Annotated in this window: 21 protein-coding genes; 11 read left to right on the plus strand and 10 right to left on the minus strand. The window is 63.6% G+C overall.

The genetic code is table 11. The features are described from left to right. Position 1: 1 nt before the first annotated feature. Entirely contained in the window at positions 2–2,227 is a 2,226-nt protein-coding gene (locus tag HMPREF3145_RS04485; RefSeq protein ID WP_070422059.1) for a transglycosylase domain-containing protein, read from the minus strand. A gap of 102 nt (positions 2,228–2,329) precedes the next feature. Continuing rightward, positions 2,330–2,692, minus strand: a complete 363-nt coding sequence (locus tag HMPREF3145_RS04490) for a DUF5318 family protein (RefSeq protein WP_070422103.1) — start codon at positions 2,690–2,692, stop codon at positions 2,330–2,332. A 101-nt stretch (positions 2,693–2,793) separates the two neighbouring features. On the opposite strand from HMPREF3145_RS04490, the gene HMPREF3145_RS04495 reads away from it, so the two are divergent. Further along, positions 2,794–3,756 (plus strand): universal stress protein, encoded by a 963-nt coding sequence (locus tag HMPREF3145_RS04495; protein ID WP_070422060.1) that lies wholly within the window; start codon positions 2,794–2,796, stop codon positions 3,754–3,756. A 10-nt stretch (positions 3,757–3,766) separates the two neighbouring features. After that, a complete protein-coding gene (locus HMPREF3145_RS04500; RefSeq protein ID WP_070422061.1) occupies positions 3,767–4,231 on the plus strand; it encodes a hypothetical protein in 465 nt (154 codons plus the stop codon). Here the strand turns inward: HMPREF3145_RS04500 and HMPREF3145_RS04505 are convergent. The 3 genes from HMPREF3145_RS04505 to HMPREF3145_RS04515 all read right to left on the minus strand — a co-directional run bounded on the left by HMPREF3145_RS04505 (position 4,206) and on the right by HMPREF3145_RS04515 (position 7,016). Then, entirely contained in the window at positions 4,206–5,105 is a 900-nt protein-coding gene (locus tag HMPREF3145_RS04505; RefSeq protein WP_070422062.1) for an oxygen-dependent tRNA uridine(34) hydroxylase TrhO, read from the minus strand. The genes HMPREF3145_RS04500 and HMPREF3145_RS04505 overlap by 26 nt on opposite strands. Positions 5,106–5,115: 10 nt before the next feature. Further along, positions 5,116–5,457: a helix-turn-helix domain-containing protein gene (locus tag HMPREF3145_RS04510; protein ID WP_210384146.1), complete on the minus strand. Its 342-nt coding sequence runs from the start codon at positions 5,455–5,457 to the stop codon at positions 5,116–5,118. A 65-nt stretch (positions 5,458–5,522) separates the two neighbouring features. After that, a complete protein-coding gene (locus HMPREF3145_RS04515) occupies positions 5,523–7,016 on the minus strand; it encodes a DUF1846 domain-containing protein (RefSeq protein ID WP_070422064.1) in 1,494 nt (497 codons plus the stop codon). Positions 7,017–7,093: 77 nt separating this feature from the next. Here HMPREF3145_RS04515 and HMPREF3145_RS04520 point away from each other — a divergent pair, with 77 nt between their 5' ends. The 4 genes from HMPREF3145_RS04520 (at position 7,094) to HMPREF3145_RS04535 (ending at position 12,044) form a co-directional block, all read left to right on the plus strand. Then, positions 7,094–8,674 carry an NAD(P)H-hydrate epimerase gene (locus HMPREF3145_RS04520; protein ID WP_070422065.1) on the plus strand — a complete coding sequence of 527 codons (1,581 nt, stop codon included), beginning with the start codon at positions 7,094–7,096 and terminating at the stop codon, positions 8,672–8,674. Beyond that, positions 8,667–9,638: an NAD(P)-binding domain-containing protein gene (locus HMPREF3145_RS04525; protein ID WP_070422104.1), complete on the plus strand. Its 972-nt coding sequence runs from the start codon at positions 8,667–8,669 to the stop codon at positions 9,636–9,638. Before HMPREF3145_RS04520 ends, HMPREF3145_RS04525 begins: the two co-directional genes overlap by 8 nt. A gap of 357 nt (positions 9,639–9,995) precedes the next feature. After that, positions 9,996–10,850: a hypothetical protein gene (locus HMPREF3145_RS04530; RefSeq protein WP_070422066.1), complete on the plus strand. Its 855-nt coding sequence runs from the start codon at positions 9,996–9,998 to the stop codon at positions 10,848–10,850. Positions 10,851–10,931: 81 nt separating this feature from the next. Further along, positions 10,932–12,044 (plus strand): MFS transporter, encoded by a 1,113-nt coding sequence (locus HMPREF3145_RS04535; protein WP_070422105.1) that lies wholly within the window; start codon positions 10,932–10,934, stop codon positions 12,042–12,044. A gap of 52 nt (positions 12,045–12,096) precedes the next feature. Here the strand turns inward: HMPREF3145_RS04535 and HMPREF3145_RS04540 are convergent, their stop codons facing one another. Both HMPREF3145_RS04540 and HMPREF3145_RS04545 read right to left on the minus strand, forming a co-directional pair. Next, entirely contained in the window at positions 12,097–12,744 is a 648-nt protein-coding gene (locus tag HMPREF3145_RS04540; RefSeq protein ID WP_070422067.1) for an ABC transporter ATP-binding protein, read from the minus strand. Then, complete coding sequence (locus HMPREF3145_RS04545; RefSeq protein ID WP_371325695.1) at positions 12,744–13,700, minus strand: ABC transporter permease; 957 nt, start codon at positions 13,698–13,700, stop codon at positions 12,744–12,746. The genes HMPREF3145_RS04540 and HMPREF3145_RS04545 overlap by 1 nt, the downstream gene beginning before the upstream one ends. Before the next feature lie 112 nt (positions 13,701–13,812). On the opposite strand from HMPREF3145_RS04545, the gene HMPREF3145_RS04550 reads away from it, so the two are divergent. The 5 genes from HMPREF3145_RS04550 to HMPREF3145_RS04570 all read left to right on the plus strand — a co-directional run bounded on the left by HMPREF3145_RS04550 (position 13,813) and on the right by HMPREF3145_RS04570 (position 18,993). Next, positions 13,813–14,994, plus strand: coding sequence for a sensor histidine kinase (locus HMPREF3145_RS04550; protein ID WP_070422068.1), 1,182 nt, complete (start codon positions 13,813–13,815; stop codon positions 14,992–14,994). Next, positions 14,991–15,593 (plus strand): response regulator, encoded by a 603-nt coding sequence (locus HMPREF3145_RS04555; protein WP_070422069.1) that lies wholly within the window; start codon positions 14,991–14,993, stop codon positions 15,591–15,593. The genes HMPREF3145_RS04550 and HMPREF3145_RS04555 overlap by 4 nt, the downstream gene beginning before the upstream one ends. Positions 15,594–15,603: 10 nt before the next feature. Further along, positions 15,604–16,146: a pirin-like C-terminal cupin domain-containing protein gene (locus HMPREF3145_RS04560; protein WP_070484586.1), complete on the plus strand. Its 543-nt coding sequence runs from the start codon at positions 15,604–15,606 to the stop codon at positions 16,144–16,146. A 76-nt stretch (positions 16,147–16,222) separates the two neighbouring features. Continuing rightward, positions 16,223–17,647 (plus strand): C4-dicarboxylate transporter DcuC, encoded by a 1,425-nt coding sequence (gene dcuC / locus HMPREF3145_RS04565; RefSeq protein ID WP_070422071.1) that lies wholly within the window; start codon positions 16,223–16,225, stop codon positions 17,645–17,647. Between the two features lie 23 nt (positions 17,648–17,670). Continuing rightward, the gene (locus HMPREF3145_RS04570) at positions 17,671–18,993 is read left to right on the plus strand and encodes an IS1096 element passenger TnpR family protein (protein ID WP_070422072.1); all 1,323 of its coding nucleotides are present in this window, start codon (positions 17,671–17,673) and stop codon (positions 18,991–18,993) included. Positions 18,994–19,015: 22 nt separating this feature from the next. Here the strand turns inward: HMPREF3145_RS04570 and HMPREF3145_RS04575 are convergent, their stop codons facing one another. From HMPREF3145_RS04575 to HMPREF3145_RS04585, 3 genes are read right to left on the minus strand one after another with little or no spacing between them, the layout of a single operon-like run. After that, positions 19,016–19,333: a DUF202 domain-containing protein gene (locus HMPREF3145_RS04575; RefSeq protein WP_224213344.1), complete on the minus strand. Its 318-nt coding sequence runs from the start codon at positions 19,331–19,333 to the stop codon at positions 19,016–19,018. Next, positions 19,330–19,692: a YidH family protein gene (locus HMPREF3145_RS04580; RefSeq protein WP_070422073.1), complete on the minus strand. Its 363-nt coding sequence runs from the start codon at positions 19,690–19,692 to the stop codon at positions 19,330–19,332. The genes HMPREF3145_RS04575 and HMPREF3145_RS04580 overlap by 4 nt, the downstream gene beginning before the upstream one ends. Then, positions 19,689–20,180 carry a VanZ family protein gene (locus tag HMPREF3145_RS04585; RefSeq protein WP_070422108.1) on the minus strand — a complete coding sequence of 164 codons (492 nt, stop codon included), beginning with the start codon at positions 20,178–20,180 and terminating at the stop codon, positions 19,689–19,691. Before HMPREF3145_RS04585 ends, HMPREF3145_RS04580 begins: the two co-directional genes overlap by 4 nt. Positions 20,181–20,191: the final 11 nt, after the last annotated feature.

The raw sequence follows: 20,191 nt of genomic DNA on the forward strand, positions 1-20,191 counted from the left end.
GTTACTGGAACGCCTCCTGAACTTGGCCGATCACCTCGTTGACAGCATCACGCAAGTCCGGCGCAGGCGCCGGTGCGGGAGCAGGTGCAGGTGCCGGTGCTGGCGCGGGAGCCGGTGCTGGTGCCGGAGCAGGTGCTTCGCTCGGAGCGGAAGATGCAGCCGACTCGGATTCCGTCGGCGCAGTCCCGGTAGCCGAGTTTTGGGTTGCCGGAGTGGAGTAGTAACCACCCAGGCCAACGCCACCCTTGTAGGCGTTCACGCCCCAGTACACCGGGCTTGCCGGCTCGAAGTACTCAAAGTCTTGATCCGCCAGCTCAGTGTCCAGGAACTGCTTCCAGATTTGGGACGGGGTGTTGGAGCCGTACATGATGCCGCCCCACTCGTTAAAGATTGGCGAGGTGTTGTCGGCGGTGCCCACCCACACGGCCACGGCGAGCTGCGGGGTGGAGCCGACCATCCAGGCGTCCTTGTTGTTGCCGGTGTCGCCCATTTGGGCGGTGCCGGTCTTTGCCGCGGACGGGCGGCCGCCAGCGAGCACCGCGTTGGAGTACGCCGGCACGGTCTGCATTGCTTCGAGGACGTTGTCCGCCACCTGCTCGGAGACGCGACGTTCGGTGTAGTTGCGGTCCACCTCGTAGAGGACCTCACCGTTGGCGTCCACAACCTTTTCCACGAAGTGGGTCGGGTGCATGGCGCCGCGGTTGGTCAGGGTTGCCACTGCGGTAGCCATGTCCAGCACGCGCGACTGGTACTGGCCCAGCACGATGCCTTCGTAGGGCTGGCCGCCGTTTTCACGCAGCGTTACAGGGATGCCCGGGATGGACTTGGCCACGCCGAGGGCATGCGCCATGTCGGCGGTGTCCTGGGTGGTGTTATCCAATTCGTCCTGGATGCGCAGGTACGCGGTGTTGGAGGAGGTGCGGGTGGCTTCCTTCATGGACAGCATGCCGCCTCCGCCGCCGTCCCAGTTGGTCACGACGTGGTTGCCCGGCAGGGTCACCGGGGAAGAATCGAACATGGACGTCAGCGGGATGCCCTGCTGCAGGGCTGCCGCGAGCGCGAAGATTTTGAACGTCGAACCCGTTTGCAGGCCCGCGTTGGCGTAGTCCCAGCCAGACGGGTCGTCGCCGCCGTAGTAGGCGCGCACGGCACCGGTACTCGGCTCGATGGCAACGACGCCGGAGCGGGCGTCATCCTGTAGGTAGGACAGGCGCTGACGGGTGATCTCTTCGACGTTTTGCTGGGTGCCGGCATCGATCGTGGTGGTGATCTGCAGGCCACGGTTGGTCAGGTCGTCCTCGGTGATGCCAATGGTGGCCAACTCCGCCACAACCTGGTTCTTAATCAGGCCGTTTGCGCCGGTTGCTTCCGTGTAGGCCGAGTAGGTGGCCGGGTCACGGGTCTCCGGGTAGTGGGCGGCTGCGCGACGCTCCTGGGTGATGGCGCCGGTTTCCACCATGCCGTCCATGACGTAGTTCCAGCGGCCTTCCGCGGCTTCGCGGTTGGTCCACGGGTCAAGCTGGCTCGGCAGCTGGATCGACGCGGCCAGGACTGCGCCCTCCTCCAGTGTGAGCTGGGAGGCTGGTTTGTTGAAGTAGGCGTGCGCTGCGGCTTCGATGCCGTAGGCGTTGCGGCCGAAGTAGACCGTGTTCAGGTAGGCGCGCAGAATGTCGGCCTTTTCCCACTGGTTGGTCATCTTCACCGAGTAGACGAGCTCTTTAGCTTTACGCTCGTAGGAGTGCTCGTTGCCCACCAGTGCGTTCTTCACGTACTGCTGGGTGATGGTGGAGCCGCCACCTGCGGATGCGTTGCCGGTGAGCTGCCCGATGGCGGCGCGAGCGAAGCCTGTCGGGGAGAAGCCGGAGTTGGTCCAGAAGTCACGGTCTTCTGCCGCAAGCACCGCGTTTTGGACGTCTTCGGGCACCTGGTCAAGCGGGATCTGCTTACGGTTGCCTTCCGGCGGGACGATGCGGGCGAGTTCCTTGTCGCCGTCGCGGTAGAAGATGTTGGAGATCTGCGCCGTTTCAATTTTGCCCGGCTCGGGCACCTCGGCGCGTGCGTAGCTCCAGAAGAACCACGCCAGCGGGATCGCCGCAATCATGGCCAAGAACAGCAAGAACGCGATAAACCACTGCCATGCGCGCGACCGTTTCTTGGTTGTGACGGTCGTTGAGCCGTTGCTTTTCTTTTTGGCGGTCGTGTCGCCGCCGTTGTCTTTATCTGACACTCGTTTTTCCCTGCGCAATTTGACTCGCGGCCCCCGCGGGGAGGGCGAAACCGCGAGCTACCTACTCGTTTTCTATGCACACCCTACCCGGCCAACGCGAAATCACACTACTGGTACTGCAGTGACTTCCTTTAACAGATGGTTCCACTTGCAGTCGCGGCAAACCTCCACGAAGTGGACGGTGATGGGGCCGACCTCGTGCACCATGCGGTCGATTTCTTCTGCGCTGCGGGCGGTGCCGGTGCGTCGGCCGAGTTTTTCGCTGTACACCCAGGTAATCTCCCGCAGTTCGGCGCCACAGATGGGGCAGGGCCGTGGGGATGCGGTGCCGTGGTGTTCGGCGGCGGCGCGGAGGATGAAGTCGGCGTCGCAGGCGTCGTCGATACGCATGCGCCCTGCGTTGAGCTCGCGCAATGCGTGGCGACGACGCCACTCGTGCGACACCTCACCCTCATACACAAACATCTGCGCAATGGTAACGCCGTTTTCGGTGCGTCGCCGACGCCACATATGATGTTGATGTTCAAACGTTTGCTAGCGACACTGCCACTTCGAGGAGCCACGACGTGAGCCACCACGCTGTATCCCCCGAGTCTGCACGCCTACCGAACACTGTCGATTCGGATGCTCCTCTCCGCGTTGCGGTTGGCTGGGACACCACAAGCGGCGAAGCCGTCGAGTTTGCCGCCTGGCTCGGCCGCTCCCTGCCGATGAAGGTGCAGGTCATGGCATCTGCGCAACTGCCGCCGATCCAGGCGCTGACAACCTCGGCGAAGAGCCGCAAGAAGCAGCTGAAGAAGATGCGCGAAGAGTTCCACAAACGCGTGGTCGATGAACTCGACGGGCAGATCCCGAAAGCGCAGTGGTCCAAAGAGGTAGCCACGCTCAAGGACGGCAAAGATACCGTCCGCTCGCTTCTCGACAACGCCTTAGAGTTCAACGCTGACCTCATCGTCATGGGCTCCCGCGCAAAATCACCCAAGGGCCGACTACGCCCGTCCAGCGTTACGGACGAAATGCTCTACTCCTCCCCCATCCCCCTCGGGCTGGCACCGCGCGGAGTGAAGCTGTCTAAGAAGGGCATCACGCGCGTGACCTACGCCGTGGTGGACACCGACGGGAAGAAAGAGCCCGAGTTTTACGGCCTGGACTACGCCACCGCCCTCGCGTGCGCGCTGCACCTGCCGCTGCGCATCATCGCGTTCTCTCCGACGAGTTACGACGAGCACGGCCCGAAATGGTACGAACGCACCCTTGGCATGCTTGACCACGCCCGCGACCGAGCCTGGGAGTACGCATGCGAACTCTCCCCCGACCGCCTCGACCATTTCGACGTGACCAGCTCCGTGTCCACCGGCAAGAGCTGGAAGCGCTCAATTGACTCGGTGAAGTGGCGCAAGGGCGACATCATGTGCCTGGGTTCGCAGCCGTCGCCGAATCTGCGCACGGTGTTTTTGGGCACGCTCGAAGGCGAGTTCATCCGCTACGCGCCTGTGCCCGTCATCGTCTGTCCGGAGGCAGCGAAGTAGGTTAGGGCGTATGCGCGACCATCCTGAAAACGACCTGCACTCCCCCGCCGACCGCTTCTCCCGCGTTCGCCCGGAGCCCCGTTCCTTTGATGAGTTGGCGGATGCCCCGGATCCGCTGGAGGTAGACCGGCGCAATAAGCGCTCCACCCGTCAGGCGATCACGTGGGCGCTGGGCACCGTTGGGGTGACGTTCCTGTTGGCGTTTGTGTTAGGCCTGGTCGCCCGCCTGCAGGGCGGGCCGCTGTGCAGCGACGGCGACGCCACCTGGCTGTGCACCCCAACCTGGCGCACCACCTGGGCTGTAGTCACCTCTCTCCCACCGATCGCCGGCCTGATTGGCTGCGCGGTGATCATGGTGCGCAAACTCAACCGCTACGAGCGCTGGATCCCGTGGATGGGCGTGTTCTGGATCCCGCTCGTGCCGTTCACCATGGCGTGGCTGATTCTGACTATTGGGATGCTGGCAACGATGTAGTTGCGCACTGCGCACAGTACGGGTTCTTCTCCCGGCAGGCCTCGCAGCTTAAGTACTGCTGGCGGCACTCCGGCTCGTTGGCGCAGTTGTAGAACTGGTTGGTCGCCTCCCCGCAGTGCACGCAGTGGCCGAGCTGGACGTAGTCCGGGTCGTCCGCGGAACCGAATTCGGTGTGCATGCGGTCGTCGAACACGTAGAGGGAGCCCTCCCACAGGCCGGAGTTGCCGAAGGCTTCGCCGTAGCGGACGATGCCGCCGTCGATTTGGTAGACCTCTTCGAACCCGCGGTTGATCATCAGGCTGGACAGCACCTCGCAGCGAATGCCGCCGGTGCAGTACGAGATGACCGGCTTGTCCTTCATCCAGTCGTACTTGCCGGACTCGAGCTCTTTGATGAAGTCGTGAGTGGTTTCCACATCTGGCACCACCGCGTTTTTAAACCGTCCGATCTCGGCCTCGCGGGCGTTGCGCCCGTCGAAGAAGACCACGTCCGGGTTGGCCTCCACGAACTCGTTGACCTGCTGCGGAGTGAGGTGTTTTCCGCCGCCGATCACACCGTTTTCATCAACCTTCAGCTCCCCCGGTGCGCCAAACGCCACGATCTCGTCGCGGGCTTTGACGCTGAGTTTCGGAAAGTCTTCGGCACCGCCTTCGGACCACTTGAACTCGATGCCTTTGAAGTACTCTTTGGTCTTCTTCGCGTAGGTTTTGCAGGCGCGGATGTCGCCGCCGACGGTGCCGTTAATGCCGTGTTCGGAGACGATAATCCTGCCGGTCAGGCCGAGCCCTTCGCACAGGTCGCGTTGCCACAGACGCACCGCGTCCGGGTCGGCGATGGGCTGGAACTTGTAGTAGAGCAGGATTTTGCTGGTCATGCCTGGCAGTCTACGTCGAGCGGGTCCGTTCTTTGTAGGCGTATACGTCGCGCGTGTACACGCGGCGGTGTGTACCGACTCTGTGGCCGGGCAGTGTGCCTTCGTCGATAAGCTTGACCACGTATGGACGAGACACGTTGAGCAGGTCAGCTACCTGCTGGGTGGTCATTTCATCTTCGGGGCTGGGTGGGCGCATGAGGCGCCCCTCCGCAAGATCCTCGAGCAGATCACGGATCCAGGCAGCGGTCTGTTTGGGTAGCGTGACATCCTCACGCTGGTCAGCTCGGGCGGCAGCAATGCCGTCGTTGAGCTGAGCCAACGCGGTCTCCACCGGCGGTTGTTGTACAGGCATACAGGCGACCATAAACCACAAATACAACGAGCGGAGCCGTTTTAAAGAAGAAATCTAAGATTTTCTTAGCGTTTGTGGTACAGCCCTTTTCGCCAGTACTGCGGCTCAGACGTTGCAAGCACGCCAAGATTGCGGAAAATGCCCTCGTCCACAGAACCAAGGATCGCCGTGATGTGAGCATCGCAACCACGAAGCGACTTCAGATGATCCAACGCGAGCGCCGCGTCCGGGTTCGACGCCGCCGACACGGACAAGGCAATCAGTACCTCGTCGGTGTGCAGGCGCGGGTTGACCGAACCCAGATGGCGGGTCTTCAGCGACTGGATCGGCTCGATGGAGTCGGGGGAGAGCAGGTGCACATCGTCGTCGATACCCGCGAGCTGCTTCAGGGCATTGAGCAGCACCGCAGCCGAAGGTCCGAGCAGGTCAGAAGTCTTACCGGTGACAATGCGGCCGTCTGGCAACTCAAGTGCCGCACCCGGCTTGCCGGTCGCCTCCGCGACGTCGAGCGCAGGGGCAACCACAACGCGGTCCTGCACAGAGAGATCCGCCTTGCGCATCACGTTCATCACACGGTCAGAGATGGAGGAGTCGGAGCCGATGCGGCGTTCATCGACACGCGATGCAAAGTAACGGCGAATGATTTCCTGCTGGGCGGCGTGGCGGCAGGCCTCGTCGTCGGAAATGCAATAGCCCGCCATGTTGACACCCATATCGGTCGGGGACTGGTACGGCTCGGTGCCCGTAACCTCACGCAGCAGCGTCTTCAGCAGCGGGAAGACCTCAATGTCGCGGTTGTAGGAGGTGACCTTCTCCCCGTAGGCGTCGAGGTGGTACTGGTCGATCACGTTGATATCGTCCAGGTCCGCGGTGGCCGCCTCGTAGGCTAGGTTCACCGGGTGGGAGAGTGGCAGGTTCCAGATGGGGAACGTCTCAAACTTGGCGTAACCTGCGGCAATGCCTCGCTGGTTCTCGTGGTAGACCTGCGACAGGCAGGTGGCCAGTTTGCCGGAGCCAGGTCCCGGCGCGGTCATGACAATCAGGTCGCGGGAGGTTTCCACATAGTCGTTGCGGCCAAACCCTTCCTCGCTGACCACCTTGGCGGTGTCGTTGGGGTAGCCAGGGATCATGTAGTGGCGCGACACCTTCAGGCCAAGGCGGGAAAGACGCTCGAGGAACGCCTCCACGGTGCGGTTGTGTCCGTCGAGTTGGGTGCACACCACATTTTCGACGAGGAATCCGCGGTCGCGGAACACATCCACAAGACGCAGCACGTCATCTTCGTATGTAATACCCAGGTCCGCGCGCACTTTTTGGCGGATGACATCGCCAGCGTTGAAGCAGATGACAATTTCCACTTCGTCCTTGATGCGGTCAAGCATGGCGATTTTGTTGTCCGGAGTGAATCCGGGGAGAACACGGGAGGCGTGGTTGTCGTCGAAAAGTTTGCCACCCATCTCCAGGTAGAGTTTGCCGCCTACCTCGGCTCTCCGCGCTTGGATGTGCTCGGACTGCATTGCAATGTATTTTTCGCGGTCAAAACCGGTCGTGTACGGCATGCGCGCAATTCTATTGCTTTGCTGCGACACCACGCACCCCGCTACCTCCACACGGTGGTAGCGCTACGGTGGCAGGCATGTTTTCCTCCACGTTTACCGCCGACCAGATCCGAGCTGCGGAAGCACCCCTGCTTGCGGCGCAGGAGTTCGAGGACCAGTTGATGCAATCCGCTGCCCACGCCGTGGCGGAGGTAGCCAACGTGATGCTCGCTGAAGGTACTGAGGCACGCGCCCGGATGCTCGTGCTTGCAGGGCCTGGCGGCAACGGGGGAGACGGCCTCTACGCCGGCGCGGAGTTGTTGCTGGCAGGCCACCGGGTGGATGCGGTGTTGCCCACAGGCTCGGCGCAGGAGCGTGCCCTGCAGGCGTTCACGGCAGCCGGCGGGGTAGTGATGGAGGACCTCCCGGAACAATGGCAGGACTATGCCCTGGTTATCGATGCGATAACGGGCATCGGCGCGACCGGCGAGGTACGCGAGAACCTTCGCCCCGCAGTCGAGTTAGCCAACGCACTCAACGCCCAAGTGCTGGCCGTGGACGTGCCCACCGGCGTGGAGGCCGACACCGGCTGGGCAGGGCAGTGCCACGTCAACGCCGATGTGACGGTCACCTTCGGCGGGTTGCGCCGCGCCCACGGGCTGTCGCCAGCGTGCGGGGTGCAGTTGCTCGCCGACATCGGATTGCCGGGCAAGCGCCTGCACGAAACGCTCGGCGACCAACTCACCTTGTGGGCAGAGGATGGCCCACCGCTGTTGATTGCAAACCGGGCGGTGCTGCCGGAGCAGAAGTGGTCCGAGCAGAAGTGGCCCGACGGGATACAGACCCTGTGGCAGCCACCGCTGCAAGACGTCGCGCCGGCTCCTGCGGACGACAAGTACACCGGCGGCGTGGTCGGCATCCGCGCAGGCAGCGATGGGTATCCCGGCGCAGCGATCCTGTCTACTGCGGGCGCGGTGAACGCCACACCGGCGATGGTGCGCTACGCCGGCCCGCAGGCGGTGGAGGTGGTGCGGGCGCATCCGGAGGTCGTCGCTACGCACACGCTCCAGGATGCTGGCAGGGTGCAGGCGTGGGTGTTCGGGCCGGGCGCGGGCACTGACGAGCACGCGGCGGAGGAGTTGCGGTGGGTGCTCGGCCAAGAGGTGCCGGTGCTTATCGACGCCGACGGGCTCACCCTCCTCACCCAACACCCCAACCTGCGCAAACTGGTGGCCAAACGCGAACAGATGACGGTGCTGACCCCGCACGACGGCGAGTTCGCCCGGCTGTGTGAAGCCGCCGACGTGGGGGAGAGCGATCGCATGGCGGAGACCATCGCCCTGGCCAGCGCGCTGCGCTGCACGGTCGTGCGCAAGGGGCGCGTGACGGTGATCGCGCACGAGGGCGACCCGCACACGGCGTACGCGATCGATGCGGGACACTCCTGGGCGGCGACTCCGGGATCGGGCGATGTGCTCGCGGGCATCGCGGGGGCGCACCTGGCGCTTATGCATGCCAAGCGGCTATGGGAGGAGGTCGCACTCGCCGGCGCGGTGGCCGTGCACGCTTTGGCTGCGAAACTGGCCGCTGCTACTGAGTACGGTGACGCGACGGCGCCAGCGAGCCGGATCGCCGAGTTCATCCGCCCCGCAACCGCGAAGATGCGAAATGATGCTTGATGCGGTCGTGATCGGCGGTGGCCAGTCTGGCCTTGCCGTGTCGTACTACCTGCGCAGATATGGCGTGAACTTCACGGTTCTGGACGCCGCCGACGCTCCCGGTGGGGCGTGGCCGAACTACTGGGACTCGCTGACGCTGTTTTCGCGCGCGGAGTTTTCCAACCTGCCGGGTTGGCCGATGCCTTCGTTTGATGGGTATCCGCCGCGTGATCATGTCGTCGATTATTTAACGCGCTACGAGGCCCGCTACGACCTTCCCATTCGCCGTGGGCAGCGCGTGGAGCGTGTGCTTATCGACGACACCGGCTTCACCATCCGCCCCCAAAACCTCCACGCCCGCAACGTGGTGGTTGCAACCGGGATCTGGTCGGCGCCGTTCGTGCCGTTTGTGCCGGGTGAGTTCTCGGGCAGGCAGTTGCACTCGGCGCACTACACGCGACCGGGAGATTTCGCAGGCCAGCGCGTCGCGGTCGTCGGTGGCGGTAACTCGGGTGCGCAGATCACAGCAGACCTCGTGCTCAATGGGGTGGAGGCGCAGTGGCTGACACGTTCTGCACCGGGTTTCATGCCGGACGACGTGGACGGTTCCACGCTGTTTCGCCGCAATCGTGAGCGCCTCACTGCGATTGCGAAGGGGGAGCCAGATCCGGGCGGGGTGGACTTCGGCGGAGAGATCGTCGTCGTACCGGAGGTGCGCCGAGCGCGCGACGCCGGCCTGCTTCAGGCGCGTCCGATGGTAGGTTCGCTCGACGAGGTGGACGCGGACGTGATCATCTGGGCAACCGGGTTTCGCCCGGCCCTCGGGCCTATCCGCGGGCTGCCCCGGGACACGCATGGTTTGTACGTGTTGGGGTTTGACAACATCAACGGACCGGGTGCCGGAACGATTCGAGGGGTGAGCCCGTTTGCCCGCGATATTGCGGCTCGGATCGCCGATTCTGTTGGCGCACACCGTCGCAGGTAAGCACGCTTCGACAAAATTACATAGGTGTTATTTAGGCCTTGACGTGGAAAAATAGCCCCTTTCAGGGATACATTCACCTTTTCGTTACATGAGAGTTTCCCGAGTAGCACTAACTCAGCTTTCCCCAACCAGCACGTACGTTAATTAAGCACGGACTGGCCCGTACTTGAGACGCAGGTCACCCTACTCACGAAGGGTGAATAGTTGGACATCTGCGCTACGCTTACTTATGTGTTAAATAAACGGAGGATCGCAGCGCTTGCCCTGACAGCTACTACAGCAGCGGCTGTCACTGCCGTGCCCTCCGCCGACGCGGCCACTGTAGGCAAGCCCATTAACGGCGTGTGCTCATTGCAAATGAGCATTGCAGAAAAGGATTTCGCCGCAGCATTGCCGCGAGACCTTAGGAGCCCCCAAGCGCAGCAAAAACAGCAGTGGACCAACGCCTTCGAGGTAGCGTTCCCGGAAGCTGCGCCCATCGCACAAGAATTCCTCGAAGCATTCAACGGCCCATACTTCAGGCAGTTCCATGCCAACCGCAACGCTGAAACCGCCCGTTGGGAAGACCGCATCGCTACTGCCGCAAATGTAGATCCGGCAGGCGCAAAGTGGTACTTCACCGAAATCATGAACAGCGTGCTGGTATCCAGTGAAGACGGACTGGCGCTGGATCATGTTGAGTTCTGGCGCGTTGTGGATGACGCCCTTGAAAGTGGCACCATCAGCGCCACTGACCCACGCGACATTTACCCCGCTTTCCCACAGGAAATTAGCGACAGGCTTCTCGAGGGCGCTCTGGCAGACATGCCGGCAGACCAGCGCAAAAAGTGGGTAAACGCGCACGCCTCGTCCAAGGAAGCCATCGGCTCGGTCAATGCGGCACAGTTCCGCGATGCCTTCAAGAAGGCACGCGAGGCCTGCGCCAATGGTGGCGGCTCGGTCACTCTGCCCGTCGCTCCCAAGCCGACCACTCCGTACGACGTGCCACCGGTACAGCGCGGCAAGGACAAGCCTGGCAAGACCACAGAGCCGTCCACACCGACTGAGTCGAAGACCACCACCAACATCAGCGTTGACTTCTCCACCTCGGTTGAGCGCCAGAAGAACGAACCACAAGCGTCGATGCCTGTCGGTGCGATCATCGGCATCGTCGTCGCTCTGTTGACAATCATTGGTGGCGCTGGGGCAGCATTTGTCATGGGCGGGCGATAGGCGTAATTTGGCGCGGTGTCCAACACCGCGAAAACCCCCCAGAAAACCCCGGGCCAATTCCCCCTCGTACCACTGGCGGCGATGAGTTTCGCCGCCTTTGTTTATGTCACCTTCGAGATGTTCTCGGTGGGGCTCATCTCCCCGATGGCGCGAGACCTCGGCGTCTCCGAAGGCCAAATTGGCCTCCTCATGAGCGTCTATGCGGGCTTGGTCGCAGTGGTGACCATCCCGCTGATCCACTTCACACGCAGCGTCAATAGGCGTCCGCTGCTTATCGCCACTCTGGTGTTTCTCCTCGGCGGGATCGTGCTGCAGGCAACAGCCAGCAACTACTGGATGCTGGTGGCCGGGCGCGTCACCGCAGCATTTACACACGGCGTGTTCTGGTCGCTGGTCAACCCGATGGCGGCACGCATCGCTCCCGCCGGGCAGACAGGTAAAGCGGTGGCTGCGGTGTCCATCGGCTCTACCTTGTCGCTGGTTGCGGGCTCGCCGCTGACCACTGCGTTGGGCACGATGATCGGCTGGCGGGCATCCACGTGGGTGCTTGGCGTAGCGACGATCGGCGCACTCGTCATGCTTATCTCCACCCTGCCAAGCCTGCCCGCGGTGGCACCTGCGAACCAGGCCAAGGCGACGAATACCAAGTCGGCCATCCCGTCGCTTGTGGTGTACGTGCTGCTTGCGGTGACGGGTATCTTCTCCACCTTTACGTACCTGGCGCTGCTGGTGGAGGGCACCGCCGGCCACGCGTATGTGCCGGTCGGCGTGTCCCTGTACGGCATCGCGGGCTTGGTCGGCATCACGATCGCCGGCCGGAGGGTGGATAGCCGCATGATCCGGCTCAATGCCCTGGCCGCTGCGGTGATGGTGGTGTCCGCCATCGCAGGTTTGCTTGCGCTCGGTGCCGGAAGCGGGCTAGGCATGTTCGCGGTGATCGCTGTGTTCGGCATGGCCGCCGGTGCGCTGCCCACGGTGGCCACCACTATCTTCTTGCACGCAGGCCAGCGCAACCAGGACCTGGCAAGTTCGGTGTACGTGGTCACCTTCCAGGTCGGTATCGCATCCGGCTCTGCGGTTGGTGCTGCGGTGGTAGATGCGGGCTACCTGTCCGGCACCCTGATCTCTACCGGTGTGCTTGGCGCCCTGGCGTTTGCGGTGCTGGCACTGTGGTCGCGCACGCTCCTGCGCTAGCGCCAGCGATTGAAGCACCAGACATACAAGCACCAGACATATAAGCGCAGTCTTATGCGCAAACCGGGGTACGCGCGTTGACGCCAACCTCGAAGACCTCGTCGCGGGGCTGGATCAGCGAGCGGTCGTGTGTGACAAACCCGCAGGCGATGTTGCGCTCTTCAACCAGGTCACGCAACAGTTTCACAATCTCTTGGGAGCGGTCGTGGTCGAGGGCGGCGGTGGGCTCGTCGGCAAGCAAAAGCTCCGGCTCACCCATCAACGCGCGGGCGATGCCGACGCGCTGGCGCTGACCGCCGGAGAGTTCGCCCATACGGCGATCACCAAGGCCCTCGAGGCCGACCTTGGCCAGGAGCTCATCGGCGCGGTCGGGGCGCGGCTTGATGCCGCGGATGTCGTCGGTCACCAACAGTTGGTCACGCACGTTGAGCGCGGCGATCAGGTTCGCCTGCTGGAAGATCATGCCGATCTTGTCGCGGCGCACATCGTTGTTCACCTCAACGCCGTTGAGGGTGGCGGTGCCGGAATCCGGTGTGATCAGGCCCGCGGCGACAGAAAGCATCGTGGACTTGCCGGAGCCGGACTCGCCGACGATGAAGGTCAGCTCGCCGGGCTTGGCGGTGAAGTTCATATTGTCCAGCACGGTTCGCATTTCCTGGCCGTCCTGGAAGGCGACGGTGACGTTTTTCAGTTCAAGCATTATGCGGCACCTCCAAGGGCCTGCTGCGGGTTAACTTTTGTAATGGAGCGGGTAGCAATCAGCGCGCCGACCATGCCGAGCGCCCAGATAGCAACTGGCGGGGCGACGGCGGTGAGCGCGGTCAGGGAGAACGGTGCAGCGCCCTGCATCGCCAGCCCGAGGCCGAAGGCGACCACGCCTCCGATCAGCGCACCTGCACCCAGCAGCACCGCGGACTGGCCAAGTGCGTCCTTGAGCAGGTATTTGTTCGATGCGCCGATGGCCTTCAGGATGGCCAGGTCGCGGGTGCGCTGCATCGTCCACACGGTCAGAAACGCGACGATCACCAGCGCGGCGATGGCGTAGAGGAAGCCCTGGATGAGCTTCAGGGAGCCCTGCTCAGAGGAGTACGCGGGCAGGCCCTCGAAGGACTCCTTCAGGGTGACGCCGCCGTCGACCTCATGGTCGGCGAGCAGCACGGTGCCGTCGGCGTCGGTGTGCATGATCTCTTTCCAAAAGTCCGTGGGAACCCACAGGACAGGGGAGTGGGAGAACGCAAGGTCATCGCCAATCGCGCCAACGGTGATCGCGTTGCCGGCGACGGTGATCTCCTCGCCCTGCTTGAGTTCAAGGCCCGGCGCGGCAACCGCCTCCTTGCCCAGCGTCTGCCCGCCCGGCAGCACGGTGCCTTCCGGCAGCGACAGAATCGCCACCGCGGCATCTTCGCCGTTTTGCTTGGTCAGCAGCATTTGGCTGGTGCCAAGCGGGGTCATGCCGTCGCGAGCCTCCACACGCGAGGTGGTAAACGACAGGTCTTCCGGGTCCTGGAAGACAACGGATTCCGGCTCGAGCGCTTCAAGTGCTGAGGTGTTCTGCTTGCCCAAGCCTGCGGTCAGGCCGGTCAGCACGACCACCAGCAGGGTGATCAGGGTGACCGTGCCCACGATCAGCCCGAAGCGCCCCTTGGCCGACTTCATTTCTCTCAAACCTACGAACATGACACCGATTATGGCTTTGACCTGCACTGTTTCACATCGGGCGGGCGGTTGAAATCCCAATCAACCGATCGGTTGATCTACGCTCAGTCCTATGTTGTCCACGACCCGGATTCTGGATTTGTTGCGCGTGAGCTTGCACGTGCTTGTTGCTGTGTTGCTTGCGGTGGGTCTTATGGGGCAATTGCGTATCGACGACCCCCTGCCCGGCCTGGTTCTCTCCACCGTCTTCGCTGCTGTGTACATGGCGGGCACGGTGTGGCACTACGAGGGCCGGGCCTATCCGAGCTGGGCACCCTACGCGTGGCTGGCGGTCGTGGCCGCGCTGTGGGTGGGGCTGGTGCAGGTCTCTGCGGACTTTGTGTGGCTGGAGTTTCCGCTGGTCATGTTGGCGTGTGTGATCCTGCCGCGCTGGTGGGAGCTGCTGGCCGCGGCCGGCTTGCTGTGTGTGTCCCTGTGGGCAGTGGCAGGGCCGGGTGTGGGACCTGGTGTGGGGTCGGGTGCTGGTGGAAATATCGGTGCGGTGGTGGGGCCGTCGATAGGCACGGTGCTCGCGGTGTTCATCGTGCACGCGTACCGGGCGCTGCGCGCGGAGGCGGACCACTACAAGCAGATGGCCGATGACCTGCGCTCGGCCCAGCGGGAGCGCGCCGCGGCGGAGCATGCGGCGGGCGTGGCACAGGAGCGAGCGCGCCTGGCGCGCGAGGTGCACGACACGATGGCGCAGGGGCTCAGTTCGATCGTGCTGCTCGGCCGCGCGCTGGATAAGCAGCTCGGCGACGACGCCGCGGCGCGCGAGACCCTGGACGTGATTCGCTCGACGGCGGCGGACAACCTGGCGGAGGCGCGCCGCTTCGTCAAAATCAACTCGGCGGACACGGTCTCGGTCGAAGACAAACCCCAGCGTGTGGCGTTGCCGGTGCGGTTGGAGCGCCTTGCCCGGGCAGCGTCGGACCGTCAGCGCGCGCTCGGCGAGCCACTGGAGGTGCAGGTCAACGCGGTTGATTTGCCGGAGCCGGCGGCGTCGGTAGCTGAGCGCATGGTGCGCGAGGGCTTAAGCAACATCGTGCGCCACGCGGGCGCATCTAAGGCGGTGATCACGGTGGATAAGCTGGGCGCGACCGCAACCATCGACGTCTTTGACAACGGCCGCGGCATCTCCGGCAAGGAGGGCTACGGGCTCAAGGGCCTGCGCGCCCGCGTGGAGGAGATCGGTGGGGAACTTTCGGTGGAGGGCAACGTCCTCGCCGCGACACTGCCTGTGGAGGAGCAATGACGCTGCGCGTAATGCTTATCGACGACCACCCGGTCGTCCGCGCCGGCCTTCGCGCCGTTCTCAACTCGTTCGGCGATATGGAAGTGGTGGCTGAGGCCGCCGACGGCGATGCTGAGGTGCCGGGAGACGTGGACGTGGTGGTCTCCGACATTCAGATGCCCGGCGCGTCCGGAATCGACCTGACCCGCCGTTTGGTCAAGGCGGGCGGGCCGCCGGTGCTCATCCTGACCACCTACGACACGCAGGCCGACGTCGTTGCGGCGGTGGAGTCCGGCGCGATGGGCTACCTGCTCAAAGACGCGCCGGAGGATGAATTGCATGACGCGGTGGTGCAGGCGTCGAAACGCAAGCGCGTGCTCTCTCCGCAAGTGGCGAATGTGCTGGCAGACCGTCTGGTCAACCCCGACGAGGCTCTGTCCGCCCGCGAGATCGAACTGCTTCGCGCACTGCAGACGGGCGCGTCGAACCGGGAGATCGCCGAACAGCTCTTCATCTCCCAAGCCACGGTGAAAACCCACCTGATCCACATCTATTCAAAGTTGGGGGTTGACAACAGAACAGCTGCCGTAGAGCAAGCTCGGCAGCGTCGCATCATCTAGTGTGTCCCGTATGACTTTCATCGAGCTGCATACTGGGCCCTGGCGCGCCAGTACCTGCTTACTGGGGCTCAGCGGCCCGCATGACGCGCCAGTTGGCTTGGCCAGCCTGACCTGGCGCCATAACGGCTCGCTGCGTACCGGCGACGATTTGGACCGCCCTCAAGGGCAGATGTTCATCGAGGCAGATGCGTTGCCCGCCCGCCAGCAAATCGCCGAACCTGAGGCGTTTCCGCTGCGTACCGTGACCACTCGAACCGCCGGCGAGGCGTACGTGTTCATCGGTGAAATGTTCGGCCGCAAAGGAGAAATTGAGACGCTCACGCCGTGTGTCGCAGCGCAGATGACGCTTGCCACGGACGCTGAACTTGCGATGACGCTCAACCCTGACTTCGAGTACGCCATCATTGCCTGCGACGGCGATATCGAGGTCAACCGCTCCTCGGTGGTCTCTCACTCCCACATGCTCATTGGTCCGGGTGAGCGCACGCTCGGTTTGGAGAACCGTTCCGAGCATTTCACCCACGTGCTGGTGTTGGGTGGTCTTCCCGAGTAACACGAACCGGGGAGATCTTGCCCACATATAGGCCACTTACCGTGCAGACATGCGGTAACAGCGCAATAATCGGATAGTGCTATATATTCTGATTGCTGTCTTGGCCGTCGCTGCCGTCGGCTACTTCATTTACAAAAAAGTCCACGCCGCATCCGCCATCTTCGCGGTGGGTGTGCTGCTGCTCATGATCGCCGCCGCAACCGGCCGCATCGACTACGCCTCAACCGAGTTCGAATCTTCCGGCAACGCGTTCTACGACGAGTTGCTCATCATCGAGGCCCTGTTCAAGTCCCGTTTCGCCGGCACCGGCATGGCAATTATGGTGCTGTTCGGTTTCGTCGGCTACATGCGCCACATCGGCGCCGACGCAAAGACCGTAGTGGCACTGTCTAGCCCGCTGCGTCGCTTCAACGGCTCCTATTGGCTCGTACCCATCGGCTACTTGGTGGCGACGCTGCTGTCGTTCGTGGTGCCCTCTGCCAGTGCGTTGGCGCTGTTGCTCGTGGCCACGCTCATGCCGGCGTTGATCGCTGCGGGGCTGACTCCGCTGACGGTGGGTGCGATCGTCGCTACGGCCTCCACTATTGCCCCGTCCCCGCTGGAGGCGGGCCTGATTCAGGCCGCTGACCTGACTGGCATGACGGTCACCGAGTTCACCTTCGGCAACGTGGCTAAGGCCACCATCCCGGGCCTGATCGTCATCGCGTTTGTGCACATGTGGTGGCAGCACCGCTGCGACAAGAAGGACCTGGTCAAAGCCGGTGCCGCCGCAGGCGAGGCCGACCTGGAGGCCGCGAAGCACGAAGAGTCCGACCGCCGCATCCACGAAGCCATGGAGCGCGCCGAGGGCCTGCCGGGCTTCTACGCCATCTTGCCGCTGATGCCGCTGCTGCTGATCATCGTCTCCGCAATCCTGAACCGCCTGGACATCGTCGGTTTCGAGGCCGGCATTCTCCCCGTGACCGTCGTGTCGCTCATGCTGACCATGATCATCGAGGCCATCCGCCTGCGCGACGTGAACTACGCCGCGGATTCCCTCCAGGACTTCTTCAAAGGCCTCGGCGAGGGCGCCGCAGGCGTGGTGTCGCTGATCGTCGCCGCCGCCATCCTGGTGGAAGGCATCACCCAGATGGGCGTTATCGAGGGCCTGACCAGCCTCGCCCAGGCGTCCTCGGGTGCTGCGATCCTGATGGTGCTGGTGTTCGTCATCGCCACCTCTGTCATGGCAATGCTCACCGGCTCCGGCGTGGCCCCGTACTTCGCGTTCTCCGAAATGGTGCCGGGCATCGCGGCCGACTCCGCCGTGTCCGCCCCGCAGATGCTCACCTCCATTTGGGCCGCCTCCAACACCATGCGCCAGGCTTCCCCGGTCAACGCTGCGGTGCTCATCGTCGCTGGCGCACTGAACGTGAACCCGGTTGACGTTGTTCGCCGCACCCTCGTGCCGTTGGCAGCGGGCATGGTCACGTCGGTGGTGTGCGCGCTGTTGTTCGTCGTGTAGCAAAAGTCCGTATTGTTTCCGGTATGACTGTCTCAGTGCTGATCACCGTCGAAGACTCTTCGCCGGAAATCTCACGTTGCTTCAACGTTGACCCCGACATGACGCTCGGCGCGCTCGCCGAGGTCATCGACGCATCCCTCGGGTTCTCCGGCGCGTCCTCGCACCTGTTCGTGGGCAAGCACGGCACGCAACGCGAGGTGTACGCCGAAAGCCCCGGTGCGGGTGAGCAGCACGAAGACACCATCACGGTCGCTGAGATGGAGCCGATGACCTACATTTACGACGCGGCGGCCGACTGGTCCATCCACGTCGAAGTCCTCGGCCCCTCCCACATCGATGCGCCAACGCCGATGCTTGTCGACGCCGCCGGCCCCGACGTCATCGAAGCCTGCAACGGCCCCGCCATGATGACCGAGTTCCGCCGCCAGGCCCGCCTGCTCGCCGCCGGTATCGAACCCGACGTGGACACCGTCACCTTGCTGTTTAGCTTCCTGCCGGTCATGCCGCCGGAGCGCATGCTGGACCGGCTGACCTTCGCCGACCCGGTCACGGTCGCCTCCCGCATGGCCAACGTCGCCGAGGAGCAGTTTTTCGACGAAATGGCCGCCGCCGAATCCGAGGGTCTAGGCCTGGCGGAGCGCTTTGACAACTTCATCAACTCCCAGCCCGGCCTGCGCGAAATCCTGGACGTGGACCCCCACCCGGAGCGCAACCCGGCGATGATCTCGGCCGTGACCGACTTCTTCAACTCCGTCCTCGGCGAAGGCACCGATTTCCCCGAACTTGCCGAACTGGCCAGCCTGCCCGGCTTCGCTGGATTGCCAGGGCTCGAAGGGCTCGAAGGGCTTCTCGACGACACCGATGACCTCGAAGCCCCCAACTCCCTGACCTTGGTGTTCGGCGACCTGATCAGCCTGTTCATCGCCAGCGTGCCCTACAACGTGGGCGAGCTAACCCCCGAGGTATCCCGCGAGATCCGCGACATCACAGCGCTGCCGTTCCCGGGTACCGTCGTCGATTTTCTTCTCGACGCCGGCCTGTTAAAGAAACGCCACGAAATCCTCACCCCCACCAAAGCGGGCCTGACCTTCCTCAGCAGCGACGACGCCGTCGCCGCCAACGCCGACAACCTGCGCCGCTTCTTCGAATCCGTCATGGGCGCAGACCTGTGGCGCGCCACCGTCGACTGGTTCATCGGCGAGCCCCAACCCAACCCCGACATCGACGACTACATCCCGTGGCTTTACGGCTTCTGCGTCGTCGAAGAGTACGAACCGGGCCGCTCCGGGCTTTCCGACGAAGGCCGCGCCATGATGCACCTCCACCGCGCCTACTACGAAGGCTAGGTCTAGACCCCGCCCGGTTAACTCAGGCGAGCACCAGGTAGAGCCCCACCACGGCAATGCCCAGCATCATCGCGGTGAGAATGGCGATGGGGGCGGTGTTCGGGGCGCTGCGCTCGTCGGCAAGAGCAAATGCGTCGCGCCTGTACAGCCGGCGGTTCAGCAGCCCGATCGCCACCGCGCCAAGCGACAACGCGCACACCGCAAACATGATCAGTTCCGGGTAAGCGTCCGCCCAGCGCAGCAGCGTCGCCGCGCACACCAGCATCGCCAGCCCGGTGCGCGTCCAGCTCATCGCGGTGCGCTCCGGCTGCAGGCCGGGGTCCGCAACGACGATGCTCACAGCAGGCTCACCCCGACCACCACCGCGGCAACAAATACGCCGATGCCCAACACCGGCACGATCGCCGGCGCCGGGATGGGTTTGCCGTGGCGCAAGGCGCGTTCGATCCGTACCCAACGCACCGCAGCACCTGCAGAAATAGCCATTGAGATCACGATGATGGTGGCGGCGGCGATGGAGCGCACGGTGTCGTCGATACGCGGAAGCTCAAACGCCTCCAATGCAATCCCACCCGCCAAAAACGCAAGCGCAGTACGCGTCCACGCGAGGAACGTGCGCTCGTTGGCCAAGGTAAAACGCGGATCCGGCTCGTTGCCATCCGGAAACACCCGCCGGGTAAACCAACCACGCTCACTCATGCGCTCAACCCTAGCGCCGCATACACCGTCAGGAGAACCACCCCAACCGCAGCGATCACCCACAAAACCGTGTTTCTTTGCGACGACACCCTCGCCCACACCGCCCCCAACAACGCACCCGCCGTGTTGCAGATGACATCGTCCGTATCGCTATACCCCCACCCGCCGAGGTACTGCGCCGTCTCGATGCCCAGGCTGAACAGCGTGCCTGCCGCGAGCGCCCTCACGATCGAGCCCCGATACGCCACAAACCCCACCGGAATGAACAGCGCAATGTTGCCAAACAAGTTCAGCCACGGACCCCACCACACCCGCGCATACGTGAACGTCTGCAGCGGATTGAGCCGGATCTGACTGATCTGGTGCGACTCCGCCGCCCACACTCCCGGGATCGACACGAACGCCTTACCCACCGTAAACGCAAGCACGACAACGACAGTCACCACTGCCGCGGCGACCGTTGCCGGTGTACTTCTGGTCGTATTCACCCGCCCCACGG

The sequence above is a fragment of the Corynebacterium sp. HMSC05C01 genome, from assembly GCF_001807155.1.
GTDB classification, from domain to species: domain Bacteria; phylum Actinomycetota; class Actinomycetes; order Mycobacteriales; family Mycobacteriaceae; genus Corynebacterium; species Corynebacterium coyleae.